The sequence below is a fragment of the Streptomyces sp. NBC_00271 genome, assembly GCF_036178845.1.
In the GTDB taxonomy this organism is placed as follows: Bacteria; Actinomycetota; Actinomycetes; order Streptomycetales; family Streptomycetaceae; genus Streptomyces.
In genome coordinates this window covers 3,150,847-3,171,366 of the sequence record NZ_CP108070.1, presented here as the reverse complement: position 1 = coordinate 3,171,366, position 20,520 = coordinate 3,150,847, and the positions used below count along the sequence as shown (strand labels likewise).

17 protein-coding genes and 1 tRNA gene are annotated in these 20,520 nt (G+C 71.3%); 8 read left to right on the top strand and 10 right to left on the bottom strand.

What is annotated here, in order from left to right:
• Positions 1–3: 3 nt before the first annotated feature.
• Positions 4–1,401, bottom strand: coding sequence for a GntT/GntP/DsdX family permease (locus OG798_RS14890; RefSeq protein ID WP_328757190.1), 1,398 nt, complete (start codon positions 1,399–1,401; stop codon positions 4–6).
• Positions 1,402–1,439: 38 nt separating this feature from the next.
• Positions 1,440–1,967 carry a gluconokinase gene (locus OG798_RS14885; protein ID WP_095855539.1) on the bottom strand — a complete coding sequence of 176 codons (528 nt, stop codon included), beginning with the start codon at positions 1,965–1,967 and terminating at the stop codon, positions 1,440–1,442.
• A 130-nt stretch (positions 1,968–2,097) separates the two neighbouring features.
• On the opposite strand from OG798_RS14885, the gene OG798_RS14880 reads away from it, so the two are divergent.
• A complete protein-coding gene (locus OG798_RS14880; RefSeq protein WP_095855540.1) occupies positions 2,098–2,799 on the top strand; it encodes a FadR/GntR family transcriptional regulator in 702 nt (233 codons plus the stop codon).
• Between the two features lie 5 nt (positions 2,800–2,804).
• Here the strand turns inward: OG798_RS14880 and OG798_RS14875 are convergent, their stop codons facing one another.
• The 4 genes from OG798_RS14875 to OG798_RS14860 form a co-directional block, all read right to left on the bottom strand.
• On the bottom strand, positions 2,805–3,179 hold the full coding sequence (locus OG798_RS14875; protein WP_159055199.1) for a YchJ family protein: 375 nt from the start codon (positions 3,177–3,179) through the stop codon (positions 2,805–2,807).
• A 52-nt stretch (positions 3,180–3,231) separates the two neighbouring features.
• A complete protein-coding gene (locus tag OG798_RS14870; RefSeq protein ID WP_267061364.1) occupies positions 3,232–4,620 on the bottom strand; it encodes a M1 family metallopeptidase in 1,389 nt (462 codons plus the stop codon).
• A 74-nt stretch (positions 4,621–4,694) separates the two neighbouring features.
• On the bottom strand, positions 4,695–8,570 hold the full coding sequence (locus OG798_RS14865) for a Pls/PosA family non-ribosomal peptide synthetase (RefSeq protein ID WP_328757189.1): 3,876 nt from the start codon (positions 8,568–8,570) through the stop codon (positions 4,695–4,697).
• Positions 8,571–8,900: 330 nt separating this feature from the next.
• Positions 8,901–8,985: transfer RNA gene (locus OG798_RS14860), tRNA-Leu, on the bottom strand.
• 188 nt (positions 8,986–9,173) lie between these two features.
• On the opposite strand from OG798_RS14860, the gene OG798_RS14855 reads away from it, so the two are divergent.
• The 3 genes from OG798_RS14855 (at position 9,174) to OG798_RS14845 (ending at position 11,937) form a co-directional block, all read left to right on the top strand.
• On the top strand, positions 9,174–10,499 hold the full coding sequence (locus OG798_RS14855; RefSeq protein WP_121416630.1) for a M20/M25/M40 family metallo-hydrolase: 1,326 nt from the start codon (positions 9,174–9,176) through the stop codon (positions 10,497–10,499).
• A gap of 171 nt (positions 10,500–10,670) precedes the next feature.
• Positions 10,671–10,904 (top strand): chaplin ChpH, encoded by a 234-nt coding sequence (gene chpH, locus OG798_RS14850; RefSeq protein ID WP_054231124.1) that lies wholly within the window; start codon positions 10,671–10,673, stop codon positions 10,902–10,904.
• A 151-nt stretch (positions 10,905–11,055) separates the two neighbouring features.
• Positions 11,056–11,937, top strand: coding sequence for a chaplin family protein (locus OG798_RS14845; RefSeq protein WP_328757188.1), 882 nt, complete (start codon positions 11,056–11,058; stop codon positions 11,935–11,937).
• 156 nt (positions 11,938–12,093) lie between these two features.
• Here OG798_RS14845 and OG798_RS14840 read toward each other — a convergent pair whose 3' ends face one another.
• Positions 12,094–12,282, bottom strand: a complete 189-nt coding sequence (locus OG798_RS14840; RefSeq protein ID WP_095855545.1) for a DUF5703 family protein — start codon at positions 12,280–12,282, stop codon at positions 12,094–12,096.
• Between the two features lie 47 nt (positions 12,283–12,329).
• Here OG798_RS14840 and OG798_RS14835 point away from each other — a divergent pair, with 47 nt between their 5' ends.
• Positions 12,330–13,037: a hypothetical protein gene (locus OG798_RS14835; protein WP_267061361.1), complete on the top strand. Its 708-nt coding sequence runs from the start codon at positions 12,330–12,332 to the stop codon at positions 13,035–13,037.
• Between the two features lie 134 nt (positions 13,038–13,171).
• Here the strand turns inward: OG798_RS14835 and OG798_RS14830 are convergent, their stop codons facing one another.
• Both OG798_RS14830 and OG798_RS14825 read right to left on the bottom strand, forming a co-directional pair.
• Positions 13,172–15,406 (bottom strand): helix-hairpin-helix domain-containing protein, encoded by a 2,235-nt coding sequence (locus OG798_RS14830; protein WP_328757186.1) that lies wholly within the window; start codon positions 15,404–15,406, stop codon positions 13,172–13,174.
• Complete coding sequence (locus tag OG798_RS14825) at positions 15,403–16,386, bottom strand: aldo/keto reductase (RefSeq protein WP_095855547.1); 984 nt, start codon at positions 16,384–16,386, stop codon at positions 15,403–15,405. Before OG798_RS14825 ends, OG798_RS14830 begins: the two co-directional genes overlap by 4 nt.
• A gap of 150 nt (positions 16,387–16,536) precedes the next feature.
• Here OG798_RS14825 and OG798_RS14820 point away from each other — a divergent pair, with 150 nt between their 5' ends.
• Together OG798_RS14820 and OG798_RS14815 are read left to right on the top strand one after the other, a co-directional pair.
• Positions 16,537–17,592 carry an LLM class F420-dependent oxidoreductase gene (locus tag OG798_RS14820; protein WP_095855548.1) on the top strand — a complete coding sequence of 352 codons (1,056 nt, stop codon included), beginning with the start codon at positions 16,537–16,539 and terminating at the stop codon, positions 17,590–17,592.
• A gap of 237 nt (positions 17,593–17,829) precedes the next feature.
• Positions 17,830–18,618, top strand: a complete 789-nt coding sequence (locus OG798_RS14815; RefSeq protein ID WP_328757184.1) for a ferritin-like domain-containing protein — start codon at positions 17,830–17,832, stop codon at positions 18,616–18,618.
• 48 nt (positions 18,619–18,666) lie between these two features.
• On the opposite strand, the gene corA is transcribed toward OG798_RS14815, so the two are convergent.
• Positions 18,667–19,665, bottom strand: coding sequence for a magnesium/cobalt transporter CorA (gene corA, locus OG798_RS14810; protein WP_121416633.1), 999 nt, complete (start codon positions 19,663–19,665; stop codon positions 18,667–18,669).
• Positions 19,666–19,763: 98 nt separating this feature from the next.
• Between corA and OG798_RS14805 the strand changes: the two genes are divergently transcribed.
• Complete coding sequence (locus OG798_RS14805) at positions 19,764–20,450, top strand: histidine phosphatase family protein (protein WP_067365234.1); 687 nt, start codon at positions 19,764–19,766, stop codon at positions 20,448–20,450.
• The last annotated feature ends 70 nt before the right edge of the window (positions 20,451–20,520 follow it).

Sequence of the window (20,520 nt, the reverse complement as noted above, 5' to 3'; positions counted from 1 at the left end):
CCCCTAGATGACCAGCGACAGCAGCAGGACCAGCCCGCCCGCCACCACCGAGATGATCGTCTCCATGACGGACCAGGTCTTGACGGTCTGGCCGACGCTGAGGCCGAAGTACTCCTTGACCAGCCAGAAGCCGGCGTCGTTGACGTGGCTGAAGAACAGCGAGCCGGCGCCGATCGCGAGGACCAGGAGCGAGGTGTGGGCGGTGGACATGTCGGCCGCGAGGGGCGCGACCAGGCCGGCGGCCGAGATGGTGGCGACGGTCGCGGAGCCGGTCGCGAGGCGGATGGCCACCGCGATCAGCCAGGCGAGCAGCAGCGCGGGGATCGACCAGTCGTTGGAGATGTCCAGGATCATCTGGCCCACGCCGGAGTCGATCAGGGTCTGCTTGAAGCCGCCGCCCGCGCCCACGATCAGCAGGATGCCCGCGATGGGGGCGAGGGACTTCTCGACGGTGGTGGAGATGCGGTCCTTGGTGAAACCGGCCGCGCGGCCCAACGTGAACATGCCCACGATCACGGCCGCGAGCAGGGCGATCAGCGGGGAGCCGACGACGTCGAACACGCGCTGCACCACGTGGGTGGGGTCGTCCACGATGATGTCGACCAGCGCCTTGGAGAGCATGAGGACGACCGGCAGCAGCATGGTGGCGAGGGTGGCGCCGAAGCCGGGACGCTTGTCCAGTTCCTCGGAGGCGCGGGTGGGGATCATGCGGTCGGGGGCCGGGACGTCGACCCAGCGGGCCGCGACCTTCGAGAAGAGCGGGCCCGCGATGATCACCGTCGGGATGGCGACCAGGACGCCCAGGGCGAGCGTGATGCCGAGGTTGGCCTTGACCGCGTCGATCGCGACCAGCGGGCCGGGGTGCGGCGGGATCAGGCCGTGCATCACGGACAGACCGGCCAGCGCCGGGATGCCGATGCGCATCAGGGAGTAGTTGCCGCGCTTGGCGACCATCAGTACGACCGGGATCAGCAGCACGATGCCGACCTCGAAGAACAGCGGCAGACCGATCACCGAGGCGATCAGCACCATCGCCCAAGGCATGGCGCGGCCGCCGGCCTTGGCGAGGATGGTGTCGACGATCTGGTCGGCGCCGCCGGAGTCGGCGAGGAGTTTGCCGAGGATCGCGCCGAGCGCGATCAGGACGCCGACGCCGGCGACGGTGGCGCCGAGGCCGGTGGTGAAGCTGGTGATGGTCTTGTCGAGCGGGGCCCCGGCGAAGGCGCCGAGGGCGAGCGAGCCGATGGTCAGGGCCAGGAATGCGTGCAGCTTGAACTGGGTGATGAGCAGGACGATGACGGCGATGCCCGCCAGCACGGCGATGCCCAGCTGAGCATGGCCCGCCGAGGTGATCGGCTCGACGGTGTCCGCTGCCAGCATCTCGACGCTGAGTCTGGTCACGGTGGTCCCTTGCTTGAGAAACGTACGTGGGGAAGGTGTTACAGAGAGGGCTGGGCAAGCCCCTGGAGTGCGGTCACGGCCCGTTCGGTGATCTCCCCGGGGTCGCCGGAGACGTCCACGGAGACACCCGCCTCGTCCGCTTCCAGCGGCTGGAGGGTGGCGAACTGCGAGTCCAGCAGCGCCGTCGGCATGAAGTGCCCCTGACGGTGCGACATCCGGTCCTCGATGAGCGCGCGGTCACCGGTCAGATGGACGAAGACGACCCCGGGCGCCTCGGCCCGCAGTCGGTCGCGGTAACTGCGCTTGAGCGCCGAACTGCTGACCACCCCGCCGAGCCCGTGCCGGTCGTGCGCCCAACGGCCGATGGCGTCCAGCCACGGCCAGCGGTCGTCGTCCGTCAGCGGGGTCCCGGCCGACATCTTGGCGATGTTGGCCTGCGGGTGGAAGTCGTCGCCCTCGGCGTACGGAACGCCGAGCCGGGCCGCAAGCAGGGGACCGATGGTGGTCTTGCCGGTGCCTGCGACGCCCATGACCACGACGACATGGGGGGTGCGCACTTGCTGCATCGTGCTCTCACTGTCTTCGTCGACATCTGATGTCGACGACACTGAAACTCATTAGGTACGACGAATTCAAGAGTGTGTGACATATAAGTCTGACTTTTTGTTCCAGAGCCCCGCCTCGTACGCTGACCCCATGACCACACGGGGCCGGGGGCTGCACGGACAGGTACTGGAATCCCTCGGGCCGGCGATCACGGCGGGCGAGTACCCGCCGGGGAGCGTGCTGCGCACCGACGAACTCGCGCAGCGCTTCGAGGTGTCACGCTCCGTGATGCGCGAGGCGGTCAGGGTGCTGGAGTCCATGTACCTGGTCGAGTCCCGCCGCCGCGTCGGCGTCACGGTCCGCCCCAAGGCGGAATGGAACGTGTTCGACCCTCAGGTCATCCGCTGGCGGCTGGCCGGCGCCGACCGCCCCCACCAGCTGCGTTCGCTCACCGTGCTGCGCTCCGCCGTCGAACCGATCGCCGCGGGCCTGTCCGCCCGGCACGCCACCGCCGCGCAGTGCGCGGAGCTCACCGAGTGCGCCCTCGGCATGGTGGCCAACTCACGCGGCCACAAGCTGGAGGAGTACCTCGTCCACGACATGGCCTTCCACCGGGTGATCCTCAACGCCTCCGGCAACGAGATGTTCGCCCGTCTCGGTGACGTGGTCGCCGAGGTCCTCGCGGGCCGCACCCACCACGAGGTGATGTTCGAGGACCCCGACCCGGCCGCCGTCACCCTGCACGTCCAGGTCGCGGAGGCGGTCCGCGCGGGCGACGCGTCCCGCGCCGAGGAACTCACCCGCAAGATCACGGTCGGCGCGCTCCAGGAACTGGACATCCTCGCGCCGTAGGCGTCCTACCCCAGGAAGTCGCCGTCGACGTACACCCAGGCCCCGTCGACCCGCTCGAACCGGCTCCGCTCGTGCAGCGAACCGCCCCGGTAGGAGGCCCGGAAGGTCACGGTCCCCACGGAGTGGAAGGCCGACCCCTGCCCCGTGTCGAGGATCTCCAGACCCGTCCACCGCATCCCCGGGTCGAAGTCGACCCGCGCCGGCCGTGTCCGCGGATGCCAGGTCCGCAGCAGATACCCCTCGTCCTCCTTGACGAAGGCGCAGTACCGCGACCGCATCAGACGCTCCGCGGTCGGCGCGGGCGCCTCACCGCGGTGGAAGCGCCCACAGCACCGCGCGTACGGCTCGGGCAGCCCGCACGGGCAGCTACGACTGGTCATGACCGCCATTCTCTCCCAGCCCGGAGGGGCCTCTCTCCCGGCCCGGAGGGCCCTACGCCGAGTCGGCGTTGGTCGGCGGGTACGTCGGGCGGGCCGGCATCGGCGCGACCGGTACGGCCAGGGTGGGCAGCGGCGGCAGCTTCGCCGTACGCAGCCAGGCCCCGAACAGGTCGTCCAGCGGCTCGGCCGAGTACCGGGCGGCATGCGCGGTGAACACCGCCGTGGTGACCGCGCCGCCCCGGTGCAGGGCGGCCCAGCCGCGCAGCATACGGAAGAAGGCGTCGTCGCCCATCGCGCAGCGCAGCGCGTGCAGGGTGAGCCCGCCACGCTCGTAGAGCCGGTCGTCGAACATCAGCTTGCGGCCCGGGTCGGACAGCACCAGGTCCTTCGGCTGCCCGGACAGCTTGCGGTGCGCGAGAGCGGCCAACTGCTGGGCCGTACGGCCTCCCGACCGCTCCGACCACAGCCACTCGGCGTACTTCGCGAAGCCCTCGTTCAGCCAGATGTGCCGCCAGTCCGCGATGGAAACGCTGTTGCCGAACCACTGGTGCGCCAGCTCGTGCGCGACCAGCCGCTCCGAACCCCGCGCCCCGTCCACGTGGTTGGCGCCGAACAGCGACAACCCCTGTGCCTCGACGGGGACATCGAGCTCCTCCTCGGTCACCACGACGGCGTACTCGCCGAACGGATACGGCCCGAAGATCTGCTCGAACAGCTCCATCATCGCGGGCTGCCGCGCGAAGTCCCGGGAGAACGCGGCGAGCAGGTGCGCGGGCAGATGCCCCGTCTGCGGTACGCCGCCGAGCCCGGGGTCGCCGAGCAGCACCGTCTGGTACTTCCCGATCGACAGCCCGACCAGATAGCTGGAGGTCGGCGCCGCCTGCTCGTACACCCAGGTCGTCGTCGACGCCTTCGTCGTGCGGGTGAGCAGCCGACCGCCCGCCACCACCGAGTACGACGACGGCGTCGTGATCGAGATCTGGTACGAGGCCTTGTCGGCGGGGCGGTCGTTGCACGGGTACCAGGAGGGCGCGCCGATCGGCTGGCTCGCCACCAACGCCCCGTCCTCCAGCTCCTCCCAGCCGAGCTCGCCCCAGGGACTGGGGACCGGCTTGGGGTTGCCCGACCAGTGCACCTCCACGGTGAACGCGGCCCCGGCCCGTATCGGCTTCGGCGGGCGGATGCGCAACCGGCCGCCCCGGTGCGTGTAGTGCGGTGCCTTGCCGTCCACCCGGACCCGCCCGATCCGGAAGTCGGCCAGGTTCAGCTGGAACTCGGCCAGTGGAGCCCGGCCCGCTATGGCGTTGAGCCGCGCGGTGCCGGACAGCCGGTTGGGGCCGGGGCGGTAGTCCAGCGCGAGCTCATACCGGTGCACCCGGTAACGGGGATCACCGTTGGCCGGGAAGTACGGGTCCGAACCCACTGTCTGCTGAACGCTCACGCTTGCGTCTGCTCCCTGCGCTGTGCTCGTACGACGTGCCGGTGCACCGTCCCCGGACGCCGTACGGGCCGCGCCTAGGAACGCCATGCCTCGATCGGGTTGCCCAGCCAGCGGGTGTCGTCGGGGACGGATTCCGCCGCCATGACGAGCGAGGCGGGTCCCAGCGTGCTGCGCGCCCCGACTGTGCTGCCGGGAAGGACGATTCCGCCCGGGCCCAAGGTGGCGCCCTCACGGAGGACAACAGTATCCGTCCGCAAGATCCGGTCGTGGAAGAGGTGGGTCTGCAGGACACAGCCCCGGTTGACCGTGGTCGCGTCCTCCAGGGTCACCAGGTCCGTCTCGGGTAGCCAGTAACTCTCGATCCATGCGCCCTTGCCGATATGGGCGCCGAGGCCGCGCAGCCACGCCGTCATCAGCGGCGTACCGGGCACGGATCCCGCCAGCCACGGCACCGCGACGACCTCGACGAAGGTGTCCGCAAGCTCGTTGCGCCACACGAAACCGCTCCACAGCGGGTGCTCGCCCGCCCGGTGCCGGCCCACCAGCAGCCACTTCGCCACGATGGACGTCAGGCAGGCCAGCACACCGACGCCCAGGAATACGATTCCGGCCAGCAGCGGCGCCCAGACGCCCAGCGCGCTCAGCGCGGCGATGGTCAGCACCGCCAGCGCCGCCGAGCAGAACACCGGCACGATCCGGCACAGCTCCACGAGGGCCCGCGCCCACAGCAGCCGCGCGGGCGGGTCGTAGGTACGGCTCTGATCGCCGTCCTGCGTCGAGCGCGGCAGCTTCACCGGCGGCAGACCCAGGTACGAGCTGCCCTTCTTCGCCTTCTTCGGGGTCGCCGACAACACCCCGACCAGCCCGCCGTCCGGCACGCTGCGGCCCGGCGCGGTCATCCCGGAGTTGCCCAGGAAGGCCCGGCGGCCGATCTCGGCACGCCCGATCCGCATCCAGCCGCCGCCCAGTTCGTACGGCGCGGTCAGGGTGTCGTCGGCGAGGAAGGCGCCCTCGCCCACAGTGGTGAGACTCGGCAGCGCGAGGACGGTGGAGACCTCGGCACCCCGGCCGATCTTCATGCCGAGCAGCCGCAGCCACACCGGCGTGATCAGTCCCGCGTACAGCGGGAACAGCGTGTCGCGTGAGCGGTCCATCAGCTGCGTGACGGTCCAGGCCTGCCAGCCGATCCGGCTGTGCGTCGGGTACGTGCCTTCGCGCAGGCCCAGGCTGAGCAGACGCACACCGACCAGGAGCAGCAGCGCGTACGCGAGCCCGAAGGCGAGCGTGGCCGGGACCAGCGCGAGCGCCGCGCCGCGCAGGGCCGCACCGAGCCCGGCGTCCGCGCTCACGAACAGATGAGCCACCAGGAGCGCGGCCACGGCGGAAAGAACGGGCAGCGCGGTCAGCGCGAAACCGGTCGCGCCGTACATCGCCCGCCAGTACGTACCCCGGCGCGGACGCTCCTTGGGCCAGGCACGCTTCGCCTTGCCGAGCTTGCCGGCGGGCGCTCCGGCCCAGCGCTGCCCGGTGGGAATCTGCCCGGCGACCGCCGAGCCCGGCGCCACCTCGGCCCGCTTGCCGACGCGCGCGCCCGGGAAGAGGATGCTGCGCGTCCCGACCACCGCACCGGCGCCGACCTTGACCTGACCGATCTCCAGCCGGTCACCGTCCAGCCAGTGCCCCGACAGGTCCACCTCGGACTCGACGGCGGCACCCCGGCCCAGCTTGAGCATGCCGGTCACCGGCGGCAGCGAGTGCAGATCGACGTCCTTGCCGACCTTGGCGCCCAGGGCACGCGCGTACCGCTCCAGCCAGGACCCGGTCAGCGAGGCCGCGCCACTGAACTCGGCCAGCCGCTCGGCGGTCCACAGCCGCAGATGCACGCTTCCGCCGCGCGGGTAGCGCCCGGCCTTCACCCGGCGCAGCAGCAGCCGCGCCCCGCCCGCCGCGATCGCGAGCCGCCCCGGCGGGCTGTAGAGCACGACCGCGCCGGCGCCGACGAGCCACCACGGGGCGCTCGGCGCCCAGGGGTAGGGACCGAACCAATGCAGTACGTTCCCGAGCGCGGCCAGCGCCACGGTCCAGCGCAGCCCCATCAGCGTGAACAGGGGGATCAGCAGGAACAGCTGGGCCACCTTGGCGCGCAGCGGTACCGGGGCGATCACCCGATCGCCGCCGTCGTCCTGCGCGGACTTCTCCAGGTGCCGGGCCAGCTTGCGCAGGACGGGCTGCTGGTAGATGTCGAGCACGGCGGCGCTGGGGTAGCGGGCGCGCAGCCGGGTGGTGAGCTGGGCGGCGGCGAGGCTGCCACCGCCGATCGCGAAGAAGTCGTCGGACCCGCCGCCGACAGGGATGCCGAGGACCTCGCTCCACTGCTCGGCGAGCCAGGCCTCGGTGCCGTAGAGCTGTTCCTTCGCACCGCCGGTCTCCAGGCCCTCCAGGGGCCAGGGAAGCGCGTTGCGGTCGACCTTGCCCGAAGTACGGGTCGGCAGATCCGCGACCGGGGCGAGCAGCGGGACGAGGGCCGCGGGCAGTTCGGCGCGCAGCTTCTCGACGGCGGCTGCCTGGTCCCAGCCCTCCTGGGTGACGACATAGCCGACGAGCAGCTGGTTTCCGCTGCGGGCGGTCCGGACGGCGGCGGCGGCGCCCGCCACACCGGGGAGCGCCTGGAGCGCCGTGTCGACCTCGCCGAGCTCGATGCGGCGCCCGCCGAGCTTGATCTGCTCGTCGGCCCGCCCGAGGAAGATCAGCCCCTCCGGCTCGGCCTTGACGAGGTCACCACTGCGGTACGCCCGCTCCCAGCCGAGCGCCTGAAGCGGCGCGTACTTCTCCGCGTCCTTCTCGGCGTCGAGATACCGGGCGAGACCGACCCCGCCGATCACCAGCTGGCCGCTGTCGCCCATGGCCACGGGCTCGCCGGCCTCGTCGACCACGGCCAGCTCCCAGCCGTTCAGTGGCAGCCCGATCCGGATCGGCTCCTCGCCGGTCATGAGGGAGGCACAGGCGACGACGGTCGCCTCGGTGGGCCCGTAGGTGTTCCACACCTCACGGCCCTCGGTCACCAGCCGCTGGACCAGCTCGGGCGAGCAGGCCTCACCGCCGAAGATCAGCAGCCGTACGTCGGCCAGGGCCTCCGGCTCCCAGAGCGCGGCGAGCGTCGGCACGGTCGAGACGACACTGATCTCCTGCTCGACCAGCCAGGGCCCCAGGTCGGCGCCGCTGCGCACCTGGGAGCGCGGCACGGGCACCAGGCAGGCGCCGTACCGCCAGGCCAGCCACATCTCCTCGCAGGAGGCGTCGAAGGCGACGGACAGGCCCGCCATGACCCGGTCACCGGGCCCGATCGGGTCCTCGGTGAGGAACAGCTCCGCCTCGGCGTCGACGAACGCGGCGGCGCTGCGGTGACTGACGGCCACGCCCTTGGGCTTGCCCGTGGACCCGGAGGTGAAGATGATCCAGGCGTCGTGCTCGACATCGGGGCGTGCGGCGGGCACCTCGGAGGTCCCGTTGACGGTCAGCCGGTGCCCGGCCCCGATGACCGCCCGCACCTCCGCCTCGCCGAAGACCAGCTCGGCCCGCTCGTCGGGGTCCTCGGCGTCCACCGGCACATAGGCGGCGCCCGCGGCCAGTACGGCGAGGATGGCGACGTACAGCTCGTTGGTGCCGGAGGGGACGCGGACGCCGACCCGGTCGCCGAGGCCCACCCCGGCGCCGCTCAGCCGCCGCCGCAGGGCCTCGACCTCGACGGCCAGGGCGCGGTAGGTGAGGACCCGGTGGCCGTCGTCGAGGGCGGGCTCGTCGGGGTGGGCCCGGACGGTGGCGTCGAGGATGTCGACCAGCGTGCGCGGCGAGGCGGCGACGGAGGCGGAGAAGCGCGCCGGGTCGCCGAACTCCGCGCGCACCTCCTCGTCGAACAGCGCGAGTGCGGGGCCTTGCTCGAGGGCTGCCATCGGGTCCTCACGTGTCGTTCCCGGAGCGTCCGGGGAGCTGGTGGGCCCGCAGGTATGCCTGTGGATATTCCGGTCCAGCTCCAAACAAGCCTTGAATTTTAGTACGACGCTAGTCGCGTACCTGGTCATCAGCCATGTGAGGACGCCGTACGAGGGCACCGGAACCACTGATTCCGGTGTGGCGACGGGGCTCTGACATGGGGGTATGTCATCCTGACGAGATCTGCCCCACATCTGTCCGTAACGCGGCGAACACGACGAGTTGAGGCTTGCGATGCGTGCAACGAGTGAGGGCCGCGACCTGGTGGTCGCGGCCCTCACTCCTCTGTGTGTCCGAGGGGGGACTTGAACCCCCACGCCCGATAAAGGGCACTAGCACCTCAAGCTAGCGCGTCTGCCATTCCGCCACCCGGACAAGGTGTTTGTCGCGCGGGGTTTCCCTCGCGGCGACAGAGGAAACATTACCAGGCTTTCGAGGGCCCCCGGTCACACCCCGTCGCCGCGTGAACGGCGTGTGACGGGCCGGGTCCGGCCTTGGGGTGAGGAGGGGGTGGGGGAGAGGATGAGGGGGGACCACCAGCAGTGACAGTGGGAGGAAGCAGCGTGAGCGAGTCGAACACGGCCAGGAGCGTCTCTGGCGAGGACGAGGTCGTGGACCTCTGTCGCGAGCTGATCCAGATCGACACCAGCAACTACGGGGACCACTCCGGGCCGGGTGAGCGCAAGGCCGCGGAGTACGTGGCCGAGAAGCTCGCCGAGGTCGGGCTCGAGCCGCAGATCTTCGAGTCGCACAAGGGACGCGCGTCGACCGTGGCCCGTATCGAGGGCGAGGACCGCTCGCGCCCCGCGCTGCTCATCCACGGCCACACCGACGTCGTACCGGCCAACGCGGCGGACTGGACCCATCACCCCTTCTCCGGCGAGATCGCGGACGGGATGGTGTGGGGCCGCGGCGCGGTCGACATGAAGGACATGGACGCCATGACGCTGGCGGTCGTCCGGGACCGGCTGCGCAGCGGGCGCAGGCCGCCGCGTGACATCGTCCTCGCGTTCCTCGCCGACGAGGAGGCCGGCGGTACGTGGGGCGCGCGGCACCTCGTCGACAAGCACCCCGACCTCTTCGAGGGCGTGACCGAGGCGATCGGCGAGGTCGGCGGGTTCTCCTTCACGGTCAACGAGAAGCTGCGGCTGTACCTCGTCGAGACCGCCCAGAAGGGCATGCACTGGATGAAGCTCACCGTGGACGGCACCGCCGGGCACGGTTCGATGATCCACAAGGACAACGCGATCACCGAGCTGTCCGAGGCCGTCGGACGGCTCGGGCGGCACAAGTTCCCGGTCCGGGTGACGAAGACGCTGCGGCACTTCCTCGACGAGCTCGGCGACGCGCTCGGCACCGAGCTCGACCCGGAGAACATGGACGAGACGCTCGCCAAGCTCGGCGGCATCGCCAAGCTCATCGGCGCCTCCCTGCAGAACACCGCCAACCCGACCCAGCTCGGTGCCGGATACAAGGTCAACGTGATTCCGGGGCAGGCGACCGCGCATGTCGACGGGCGCTACCTGCCGGGGTACGAGGAGGAGTTCCTCGCCGACCTGGACCGGATTCTCGGACCGAGGGTCAAGCGTGAGGACGTGCACGCGGACAAGGCGCTGGAGACCACCTTCGACGGGGCGCTGGTCGACGCCATGCAGACCGCGCTGTCCGCCGAGGACCCGATCGCGCGCGCCGTGCCCTACATGCTCTCGGCCGGCACCGACGCCAAGTCCTTCGCCGACCTCGGCATCCGCTGCTTCGGCTTCGCCCCGCTCAAGCTGCCGCCGGAGCTGGACTTCGCGGGCATGTTCCACGGGGTCGACGAGCGGGTGCCGGTGGATGCGCTGAAGTTCGGCGTCCGCGTACTCGACCGCTTCATCGAGGCGTCATGACGCGATTTCATCGAGGCGTCATGACACGTTGACGCCCGCAATCGCCCGTACGTGCGGAGATCGCCCGGGACGGGTGAATGGGACCATAAGCTCGTAGCTCAAATACTTCTTCCTCGTTACAGGTGATGTGATCCGCTACTTGGGGATCGCATTTGCCTACAAGGAGGAATAATGATCAAGAAGGTCGTCGCTGCTGCGGCTGCCACTGGTGGTCTGGTTCTCGCGGGTGCGGGCCTGGCTGTCGCCGACTCGGGTGCCCAGGGTGCCGCTGTGCACTCCCCGGGCGTCATCTCCGGCAACGTCATCCAGGTGCCGGTTCACGTCCCGGTGAACGTCTGCGGCAACACGGTCTCCGTGATCGGGCTGCTGAACCCCGCCTTCGGCAACACCTGCATCAACAAGTGACGTTGTGCCTCACCCCATGAGGGTCTGAGCCCGTCGGCCCCGGAGCGTGCGCCATGCGCTCCGGGGCCGACCGGCTTTCGGCGCACGCACGGGACGGATGCGTGCGCTTTCCGGAGGGTCCAAGCCAAGGACTAAGGCAGGGAATTCAGCTATGCGACAGGTCACCCGCAAGGGCCTGATGACCGTGGCGGCCGCGACCGGCGTACTCGCCGCGACCGGAGGCTACGCACACGCCGACTCGGGTGCGAGCGGCGCCAGTTCCAACTCGCCCGGCGTGCTGTCGGGCAACACGGTGCAGGCACCGGTGCACGTGCCGATCAACGTCTGCGGCAACACCGTGAACGTCGTCGGGCTGCTCAACCCGGCGATGGGCAACAAGTGCGTCAACGACGGCGGTGGGTCGTCCGCCGGGGGGCACGGGGGCGGCGGTTCGCACTCGGGCGGCGGCTCCCACGCCGGCGGGCACGCGAGTGGCTCGCCGGGCGTCGGCTCCGGCAACCACGTCCAGGTGCCGATCGACGTGCCGGTCAACGTGTGCGGCAACAGCGTGAACGTCGTCGGAGTCGGCAACCCGGCGATGGGCAATGACTGCGCGAACGGACACGGCGGCCACACCCACTATCCGCCCGGCGGCGGCCACCCCGGTCAGCCTGGTCACCCGGGACACCCGGGACACCCTGGTCACCCGGGACACCCTGGTCACCCGGGACACCCTGGTCACCCGGGACAGCCGGGTCAGCCCGGGAACCCGGGACAGCCGGGGCACCCCGGTCAGCCCGGACACCCCGGGAACCCGGGTCAGCCCGGGAATCCCGGACACCCGGGTACGCCCGGGCACCCCGGAACCCCGGGTACGCCGCCCGCCTCGCACCCCAACCACCCGGGGACGCAGAACGTCTCCCAGCCGCAGAGCGCCGCGGCGCAGCTCGCCCACACCGGCAGTGACCTGCCGATCGGCGCGGTGATCCCGGCGGGCGCGGGCGCGCTGCTGGCGGGCGCCGTGCTCTACCGCCGGGCGCGCTCAGGCGCGTAGTCGGCAGGACAGGTCGGCAGGACAGAGAGAAGTGTCCGGGCCTGGAACGGGGGCCGGGGCAGGCGTGATCGCTTCGCCACAGACATCCCCTGTGGCGAAGCGATCGGAGCGGGTCCGCACGTCGGGCGGGGCCCGCTCCGTTTCAGCCGCTTTCGCTCACCACGTGGCACGCACCTGGCGGATGATCCGCCGGCGCAGCCGCACCTTGCGGCTGCCGTCGCGGTGCAAGCTGAGGCGGTCCAACTCCCAGTGTCCGTACTCCGCATGGTCCGTCAGCAGGCGTGTCGTCTCCTTGCGGGACACCCCGCGCGGCACGTACACGTCGACAAATTCGTATTCCGGCATCGCATCTATTGTGCGGGCAGAGGCCCTGTACGGATAGCGTCTGCACTATGTCTGATGCTGTGCAGCCCACCACTGCCGAGGTACGCGCCGCCGCCGAGGCTGTCAAGACCGCACTCGACCGCCACCTGGCCGCGGTCGAGCGCAGGTCGGGCGATGACGACCCGGCCGTATACGAGGCGTTCAACGAGCTGGCCGCCGCGGCCGAAGAGTACGACGAGCTGCTCTACGACCGCTATGACGAGGTCACTCCCTTCGAGATCCCCGGCAGCGACGACACGCTGCCGCCGTACACGGGCCCCGAGGAGCCGAACGCGCTGAGCGTGCTGATCCGCCGGGACTACGCGGTGGTGGAGCCGCAGCGACTGCTGGCACAGGCCCAGCGGGTGGAGGCCGTGGAGGAGAACGGGGCCACCGCGGCCGCGGGCTTCGACGCGGCGTCCGGCACGGTGCACGGGGCGCTGGGGGTCCTGTTCGGCGAGTTCGAGCCGGACGAGATCGCCTCCCGGCACAAGGAGTTCGGCCTGGAGGAGGGCGACTCCACACTCTGGGTCACGGCCGCCGACGAACCGGCCGACCCCGGCGAGTGGCTGGAGACCCCCTTCGAGGCGATCGACCCGCAGCGCGTGGTCTGCCGCTTCGACGTCAGCGCGGTCTTCGACGACGAGTCGGAGGACGACGAGCTGGAGGACGACCTCGCCCCGGACTCCGAACTGGACGAGGACGGGGATCTGGAGCCGCTGGACGCCGATCGCTGAGCACCGCGTCGAAGGAGATCCTGAGCAGGCCGTCGCGGGAGCGCTGAGCACCGCGTCACCGGAAGGTGGCGGTCACCGGAAGCCCGGTGGCCGCCACCTTCCCGCGTACGGGAGCCGTGTCCCTGGCCGGCGGCTCAGCCCGCCGCCGGGACCTGTGCCTTGAGCAGGGCGGGCAGGCGCGTGGTGCGGGGCTTCTGCGGGACCTCGGCCACCGCCCGCTGCAGGGCCTGCTCCACCCCGTGGACCACGGACAGATGGCGCTCGGCCCGGCCGAAGGCCGTGTAGACCCAAGGCCTGGTCAGGGCCGCCGCGGCGTCACCGGGGAGCACCACGACCGCGGCGGGCCAGCGCAGACCGACCGCCTGGTGCGCCGTGAGCGCCCAGCCGTGCCGTACGGACTGCTCCACCCGCTCCTTCGGTACGACGACGGGCAGACCCGAGCACTCCAGGTGCAGCCCGTCGGCATCGGCCTTCACCACGTGCCCCACCGTCGTACGACCCGGAGCGGGGGAGTGGGCGACGCGGTCCCCGGGGTCGAAGCCCCCGAAGCGGCCGGGGCCCGGGTTCAGCCGCTCCTTGAGCGCGCTGTTGAGTGCGCGGGTGCCGACGGCGCCGCCGTGCCCCGGGGTGATCACCTGCGTCTGCTCGGCCGGGATGCCGATGGCGCGCGGCACCGAGTCCGCGACCAGCTGCACGGTCCGGTGCACCGCCTCGCCGGCGTCCCGCACGGGGACGATCACGACTTCCTTGCCGGGCGCCTCGACCTGGTTCAGCTCGCCGATGCCGACCCCGGAGACCAGCTCCCCGACGGGGCCGGGGTCCGGCGTCCGCGAGGCCACCTGCGGGCACACCCGGGCGGCGAGCAGATCGGCGAAGACCCGCCCCGGACCCGCCGACCACAGCACTCCCGGGTCCCCGCTCAGCACCAGCCGCGTGCCGTCCGGCAGCGATTCGGCGAGCATCGCCGCCGTCTCGACGTCCAGCTGCGGTGCGTCCAGGACGACCAGGAGGTCCAGGTCGAAGGCGCCTTCCGCGTCCCGGCCCGGGCCCTCGGTGCCCGAGAGGAGTCCCGCGACGGTGGCGACCCCGGTGACCGGCCCGTCCCCGGCGTCGCCCGAGGAGCCGTCCGCCAGGTCGTACCGCGCCATCCGGGCCGTGCAGTCGTCGCGGCCGCTCGGCGTGTGGGTAGCCGCCCAGCCGCGCAGGCCGAGACCGCGCGCGGCGTGCAGCAGTGCCGCCGCCTCGGCCTGCGACGCGTGCCCGCCGGTGTGCAGGACCAGGCCGTGGCCCGCGACCGCCCGGATCAGCTCCGCGGCGGAGCGGGTGGCCGACGCGGCGGCCTGCTCCCATCCGTCGGCGGAGCCGTCGGTCTTCGGTACGGAGTTCATGACCCGGGCCAGTCCGTCGGCGAGGCTCTCCTCGGCCAGCGCGTACCGCTCCAGGCCGATGAGGACGCGGACCGGGCGCTCCTCGGACTCCTCGGCGCCCTCCTCCTGGGCCGGGGGCGCGGTGTCGAGGGCGTCCTGGAAGACCAGCGCGTCCCCCTCCGCGAGGGCGCTCTGCACGGCCGCGTCCGGATCCGGCACCGCGCGCTGGGCGAGCGCGGCGGTGAGCGCCGGGGCGTCGAGAGCGGTGTGCCCGGCGAGGGCCGCCTGCTCGAGGAGCCACACGGTGACCGCCCGCCCGCGCCGCTCGTCGTCCGGGCGGCACTCCGCGCCGAGCAGCGCGCGGGCGAACCCGTCGGCCTGCTCGGGCCGCACCCCGGCGACGCGCAGCAACTGCCAGGGGTCCTCGCGCAGCCGGCCGTCCGCGCCCTCGCCGAGTGCCGCGAGGGCACTCGGTGCGAGGGTGTCGGGTGCGCCGCCTTCGACCAGTACGGCGCGTACGGCGGCGGCGGCTTCCGGTGCGGGGGCCGCCGAGGTCTCGGCCGGGGCGGCCACCGGCTGCGGGCGCGGCACGGGCTCAGGGGCGACCGCCCTGCGCGGCGTCGGCTCGGGCTCACGGAAGGCGGTGGCCACGGGCTTCTCGCCGCTTTCCACGGCCCGCACCGCCGCGAGCAGATCGGCGGCCGTCCCGCTGAGCTTGGTCCCGGCCGCGATCGGCCCCTGCTTCTCGGCCTTCCGCCGCTCGATCCGCTCCCGCTCCAGCCGCTGCGCCGCCAACTCGGCCTCTGCCTCGGACAGCTTCGCGGCGTCCGCCGCGCCTTCGGTTTCCGCGCCGCCCTCGACCGCGTCCGTGACCGCGGCCGCGTCTGTATCCGTGTCCGCGTCCGTATCCGTATCCGTGTCCACGTCCTGCGGGTCGGCGGTCGCTCCCGCGCCCGGCGTCCCCGGCTCCACTTCCTCCGTGGTCTCGGGCTCCGTGCTCACAGCGTGCTCCAGTCGTGATCGGGATAGTGGTGCACCGGTGCCGACACGTCGTCGAGCGCCCGGCAGATCTCGTCAGGAAGACTAAGGGTCTCCACTGACAACGCGGCCGTGAGCTGCTGCGCGTTGCGCGCGCCGACGATCGGGGCGGCGACACCTGGCCGGTCGCGGACCCAGGCGAGGGCGACCTGCAACGGCGTGACCGCGAGGCCGTCCGCCGCCGTCGTCACCGCGTCCACGATGCCGCTCGCCGTGTCGTCCAGGTACGGCGCGACGAACGGCGCGAGGTGCTCCGAGCCGCCCCGGGAGTCCGACGGTGTGCCGCCCCGGTACTTCCCGGTGAGCACACCCCGCCCGAGCGGGGAGGACGGCAGCAGTCCCACGCCGAGGTCGAGCGCCGCGGGCAGCACTTCCCGCTCCACGCCACGCTGGAGCAGGGAGTACTCCATCTGCGTACTCGCGATCCGCGTCCGTGTCCCGGGCGCCGCCAGCTGCCAGGTCGCCGCCTTGGCGAGCTGCCAGCCGCAGAAGTTGGACACCCCCGCGTACCGCGCGCGACCGCTGCTGACCGCGAGGTCGAGCGCCTGGAGGGTCTCGTCCAGCGGGGTGTCCGGGTCGAAGGCGTGGACGTGCCACAGATCCACGTAGTCCGTGCCGAGGCGCTGGAGCGAGGCGTCGAGTGCCGACAGGAGATGCCCGCGCGAGCCGTCGAATCGCCGGTCCGGGTCGGGCACACTGCCCGCCTTCGTGGAAATGACCAGGTCGCGACGCGGCACGAGCCCCTCTATGAGTTGTCCGAGCAGGTACTCCGACTCCCCGTCCCCGTACACATCCGCGGTGTCGACGAGGTTCCCGCCCGCTTCCCAGAACACCTTCAACAGCTCCGCGGCGTCGTGCTCGTCGGTGTCCCGCCCCCACGTGAGGGTGCCGAGTCCGATCCGGGACACACGCAGGCCGGTACGGCCGAGATGCCTCTGCTCCATGGACGCCGAGATTACTGGCCAAAACTCGCGTCGTGGGGGCCCTGTGGACAACCTGGATGATCAGACCTGAAGCCGTTCCTGTCACCGCGCCCACCAGCGCGCTAGGGTCTGCGGCACAAGGGACGTTACTGATCGGTAAGGGGATCGGCCATGCAGCTCGGGATCAACCTCGGCTACTGGGGCGGCGGAATGGACGCGGACAATCTCGCCGTCGCCCAGGAGGCCGACCGACTGGGATACGCGGTGTGCTGGGCCGCCGAGGCGTACGGCTCGGACGCGGCCACCGTGCTCACCTGGGTCGCCGCCAAGACCGAGCGCATCGACGTCGGCTCGGCGATCTTCCAGATCCCGGCCCGTCAGCCCGCGATGACCGCGATGACCGCCGCGACGCTCGACTCGCTCTCCGGCGGGCGCTTCCGCCTCGGCCTCGGCGTCTCCGGGCCGCAGGTCTCCGAGGGCTGGTACGGCGTCAAGTTCGACAAGCCGCTGGCACGCACCCGCGAGTACGTCGAGATCGTACGCAAGGCGATGACCCGCGAGCGGCTGTCGTACGAGGGTGAGCACTGGACGCTGCCGCTGCCGGACGGCCCGGGCAAGCCGATCAAGCTGACCGTGCACCCGCAGCGCGAGCACATCCCGCTGTACATCGCCGCGATCGGCCCGAAGAACCTGGAGCAGACCGGCGAGATCGCCGACGGCGCCCTGCTGATCTTCCCCTCGGCCGAGCACCTCGAGGACACCGCGCTCCGCCATCTGCGCGCGGGTCGAGAGAAGGCCGGCAAGACCATGGAGGGTTTCGACGTCTGTCCGACGCTGCCGCTCGCCGTCGGCGCCGACAAGGACGTGACGGCGCTCGCCGACATGTTCCGCCCCTACACCGCGCTGTACGTCGGCGGCATGGGCAGCCGTAAGCAGAACTTCTACAACCAGCTCGCCCAGCGCATGGGGTACGAGAAGGAGGCCGCCGAGATCCAGGACAAGTACCTGTCCGGCGACAAGGAGGGCGCGGCCGCCGCCGTTCCGCACGCGCTGATCGACCAGACCACCCTGCTCGGCTCCGTGGACCGCATCGCCGAGCGGATGAAGGCCTACGCGGAGGCGGGTGTCACCACGCTCACGCTGTCGCCGGCCGGCTTCACGCTGGAGGACCGGATCGCCTCGCTCCGCGCCGGCTCGGACGCGCTGGAGCGGGCCGGTCTGGCGTAACGCGTCGCAACTCTTCCCCCGGAGGGACGGAAGAAGTTCCGCGGCCGTGGTGGGGGCTCGGGGGGTCTTCCCCGCCACGGCCGTCACGGGGAACAACGCGCAGGCGTGCCCTGGGTTACGCGCTCGGGCCCGCCCCGTCATCCTTCGTTCGGCGCATTTGTCCGACACATCGGTTGCCGCGCCCTCGGCATCCCATTTGACTCGTTTTCTGCGGACCCTGCGGAAAGGGTGTCATCGATGCTGTCGGCCAAGAGTCTGTTCCAGGAGATCCTCGACAACGACGATTCGTTCCGGCTCTTCTGCTCCATCGCCGCCAGCGGGGAGTCGCAGGGTGGCTGGGAGAACGCGCGCATCGCCGCCCTCGTTCCGCCGAGCGCACACGAACTCGCCCCGAAGATCACCCGGCACGGCGCCGACGAGGACAAGCACGGGCGGATCTTCAACGCCCTGATGCACAAGCGCGGCCTCACGCCGGTCGAGGTCCCGGCCGACACCGACTACACGATGCTCCTGGAACGGCACGGGATCGGCCTCGCCCACGACAAGCTGAAGAGCCGGCAGCGACTCACCGTACGGGACATCGTCACCTACCTCGCCCACAGCAGGGTCACCGAGCAGCGTGCCTCCGAGCAGATGGAGCTGCTGCTCAGGCACTTCGCCGACCATCCCGACATCGGTCGCGCGGTCCGGATGATCTCCGAGGATGAGGACCGGCACCTCGCCTACTGCCACGAGGAGCTGCTCCGCTTCGCGTCCGCCGGACACGGCCCAGCCATCCGGCGGACGCTGCGCGCGTGCGCGCTCGCCGAGATCCGCGTCTACCGGGACGTCAGTCTTGCCGTGATGGCCCACATGGGAGGCATTCTCGGCTGGTCGAGGGCCAGGGCGGCGACGCTCGCCGCGGCCATCCACACCGTCTACGCCTACGAGCGCGCCGCGGGCTGGCGCCGCATGGTCTCCCTGAAGATGCCGGAACACCGCGACGCCCTGGGCGGCCCCGCGCCCCCCGCACCGGAGGCGGTGTGACCCGCGGTCGCGGGCCCTCCGTACGTCGCCCAACCGGTCGCGCGCCGGTCACAGCCAGCCTCGCCGCTTGAAGAGGTGGTACAGCAGGAATTCCAGCGCCACCATCGCCAGGATCACCACCGGGTACGACCAGAGCCAGTGCAACTCGGGCATGTGGTCGAAGTTCATGCCGTAGATGCCGGCGATCATCGTGGGGACCGCGGCCATGGCCGCCCACGCCGAGATCTTCCGCATGTCGTCGTTCTGGCGCACGCTCATCTGCGCGAGATGCGCCGCGAGGATGTCCGAGACCAGTCGGTCCAGGCCCTCCACCGACTCGTTCACACGGGCCAGATGGTCGTTGACGTCGCGGAAGAAGGGCTGCGCCTTCTCGTTCACGAACGGCACCGGGGTGCCGGCGGCGCCCGAGCCCGAGAGCCGGGTCAGCGGAACGGTCAGGGGGACCGTGGCCCGCCGGAACTCCAGGATCTGCCGCTTGAACGTGTAGATCCTGGACGCGGTGTGCCGTGAACCGCCGCCGCTCGGCGAGAAGACCTCCGCCTCCAGCTCCTCCAGGTCCGTCTGGAGCTCGGTCGCCACTTCCAGGTAGTGGTCGACCGTGGCGTCGGCGATCGAGTAGAGCACCGCCGTCGGCCCGTGCCGCAGCATCTCCGGGTCCTCCTCCAGTCGGCGGCGCACCTGCGCGAGAGGCGAGCACTCGCCGTGCCGGACGGTCACCACGAAGGCGTCCCCGATGAACACCATCACCTCACCGGTGGTGACGACATCGCTCTCCGCCTCGTACGCGACCGGCTTCAGGACCACGAACAGCGAATCGTCGTACATCTCCAGCTTGGGCCGCTGATGCGCCTTGAGGGCGTCCTCGACCGCCAGCGGGTGCAGCCCGAACTCCTCGGTGACGAGGTCGAACTCCTGCTCCGTCGGCTCGTACAGCCCGATCCAGATGAACGCGTCGCCCTCGGCGCGTGCCAGATCCAGGGCGTCGGAGAGGTCCTCGGGGGCCTCCGTCCGGCGCCCGTGATGGTAAATGGCGCAGTCGACGATCACGGAGCGTATTCTCCCGCCGCCCGGCCGCCACCGCACTCCGGCCGCCGTTGTCCACAGGCCCCTCCGGGTCCCCGAGCCACCCGTTTACGCTGGGCCGCATGCCCACCCTGATTCTCGTACGGCACGGACGCTCGACCGCCAACACCGCTGGGCTGCTCGCCGGCTGGACGCCCGGCGTCGCCCTCGACGAGCGCGGCGCCCAGCAGGCCGCGGCGCTGCCCGGGCGGCTCGCGGCGCTGCCGATCTCCGAGGTCGTCACCAGCCCCCTGCAGCGCTGCCAGGAGACCGTGCAGCCGCTGCTCGACGCCCGCCCCGAGCTGCGTGTGCACACCGACGAGCGGATCGGGGAGGCGCACTACGGCGACTGGTCCGGCCGCAAGCTCGCCGAGCTGAAGGACGAGCCGCTGATGGAGGTCGTACAGGCGCATCCGTCCGCGGCCGCGTTCCCCGGCGGAGAGTCGATGCGGGCCATGCAGACGCGGGCGGCCGAAGCGGTGCGCGAGTGGAACGCGCGCGTGGAGCGCGACCACGGCGGCGACGCCGTCTACGTCATGTGCTCGCACGGCGACATCATCAAATCCCTTGTCGCGGACGCACTCGGACTTCATCTCGACCTCTTCCAGCGGATCTCTGTAGAACCGTGTTCCATCACCGCGATCCGTTACACACGACTGCGTCCCTTCCTCGTGCGCCTCGGGGACACTGGCGACCTCGCCTCCCTGGCGCCGCGCGAGGAGCCCCCCAGCGGGGACGCCCCGGTCGGTGGCGGTGCGGGCGCACCGTGATCGTCGGCCGCAGTAGGGTGAAGCGGTTGAAGCAGCGCAGTAGTTGTCAGCAAGTTGTCAGCAGCCGATG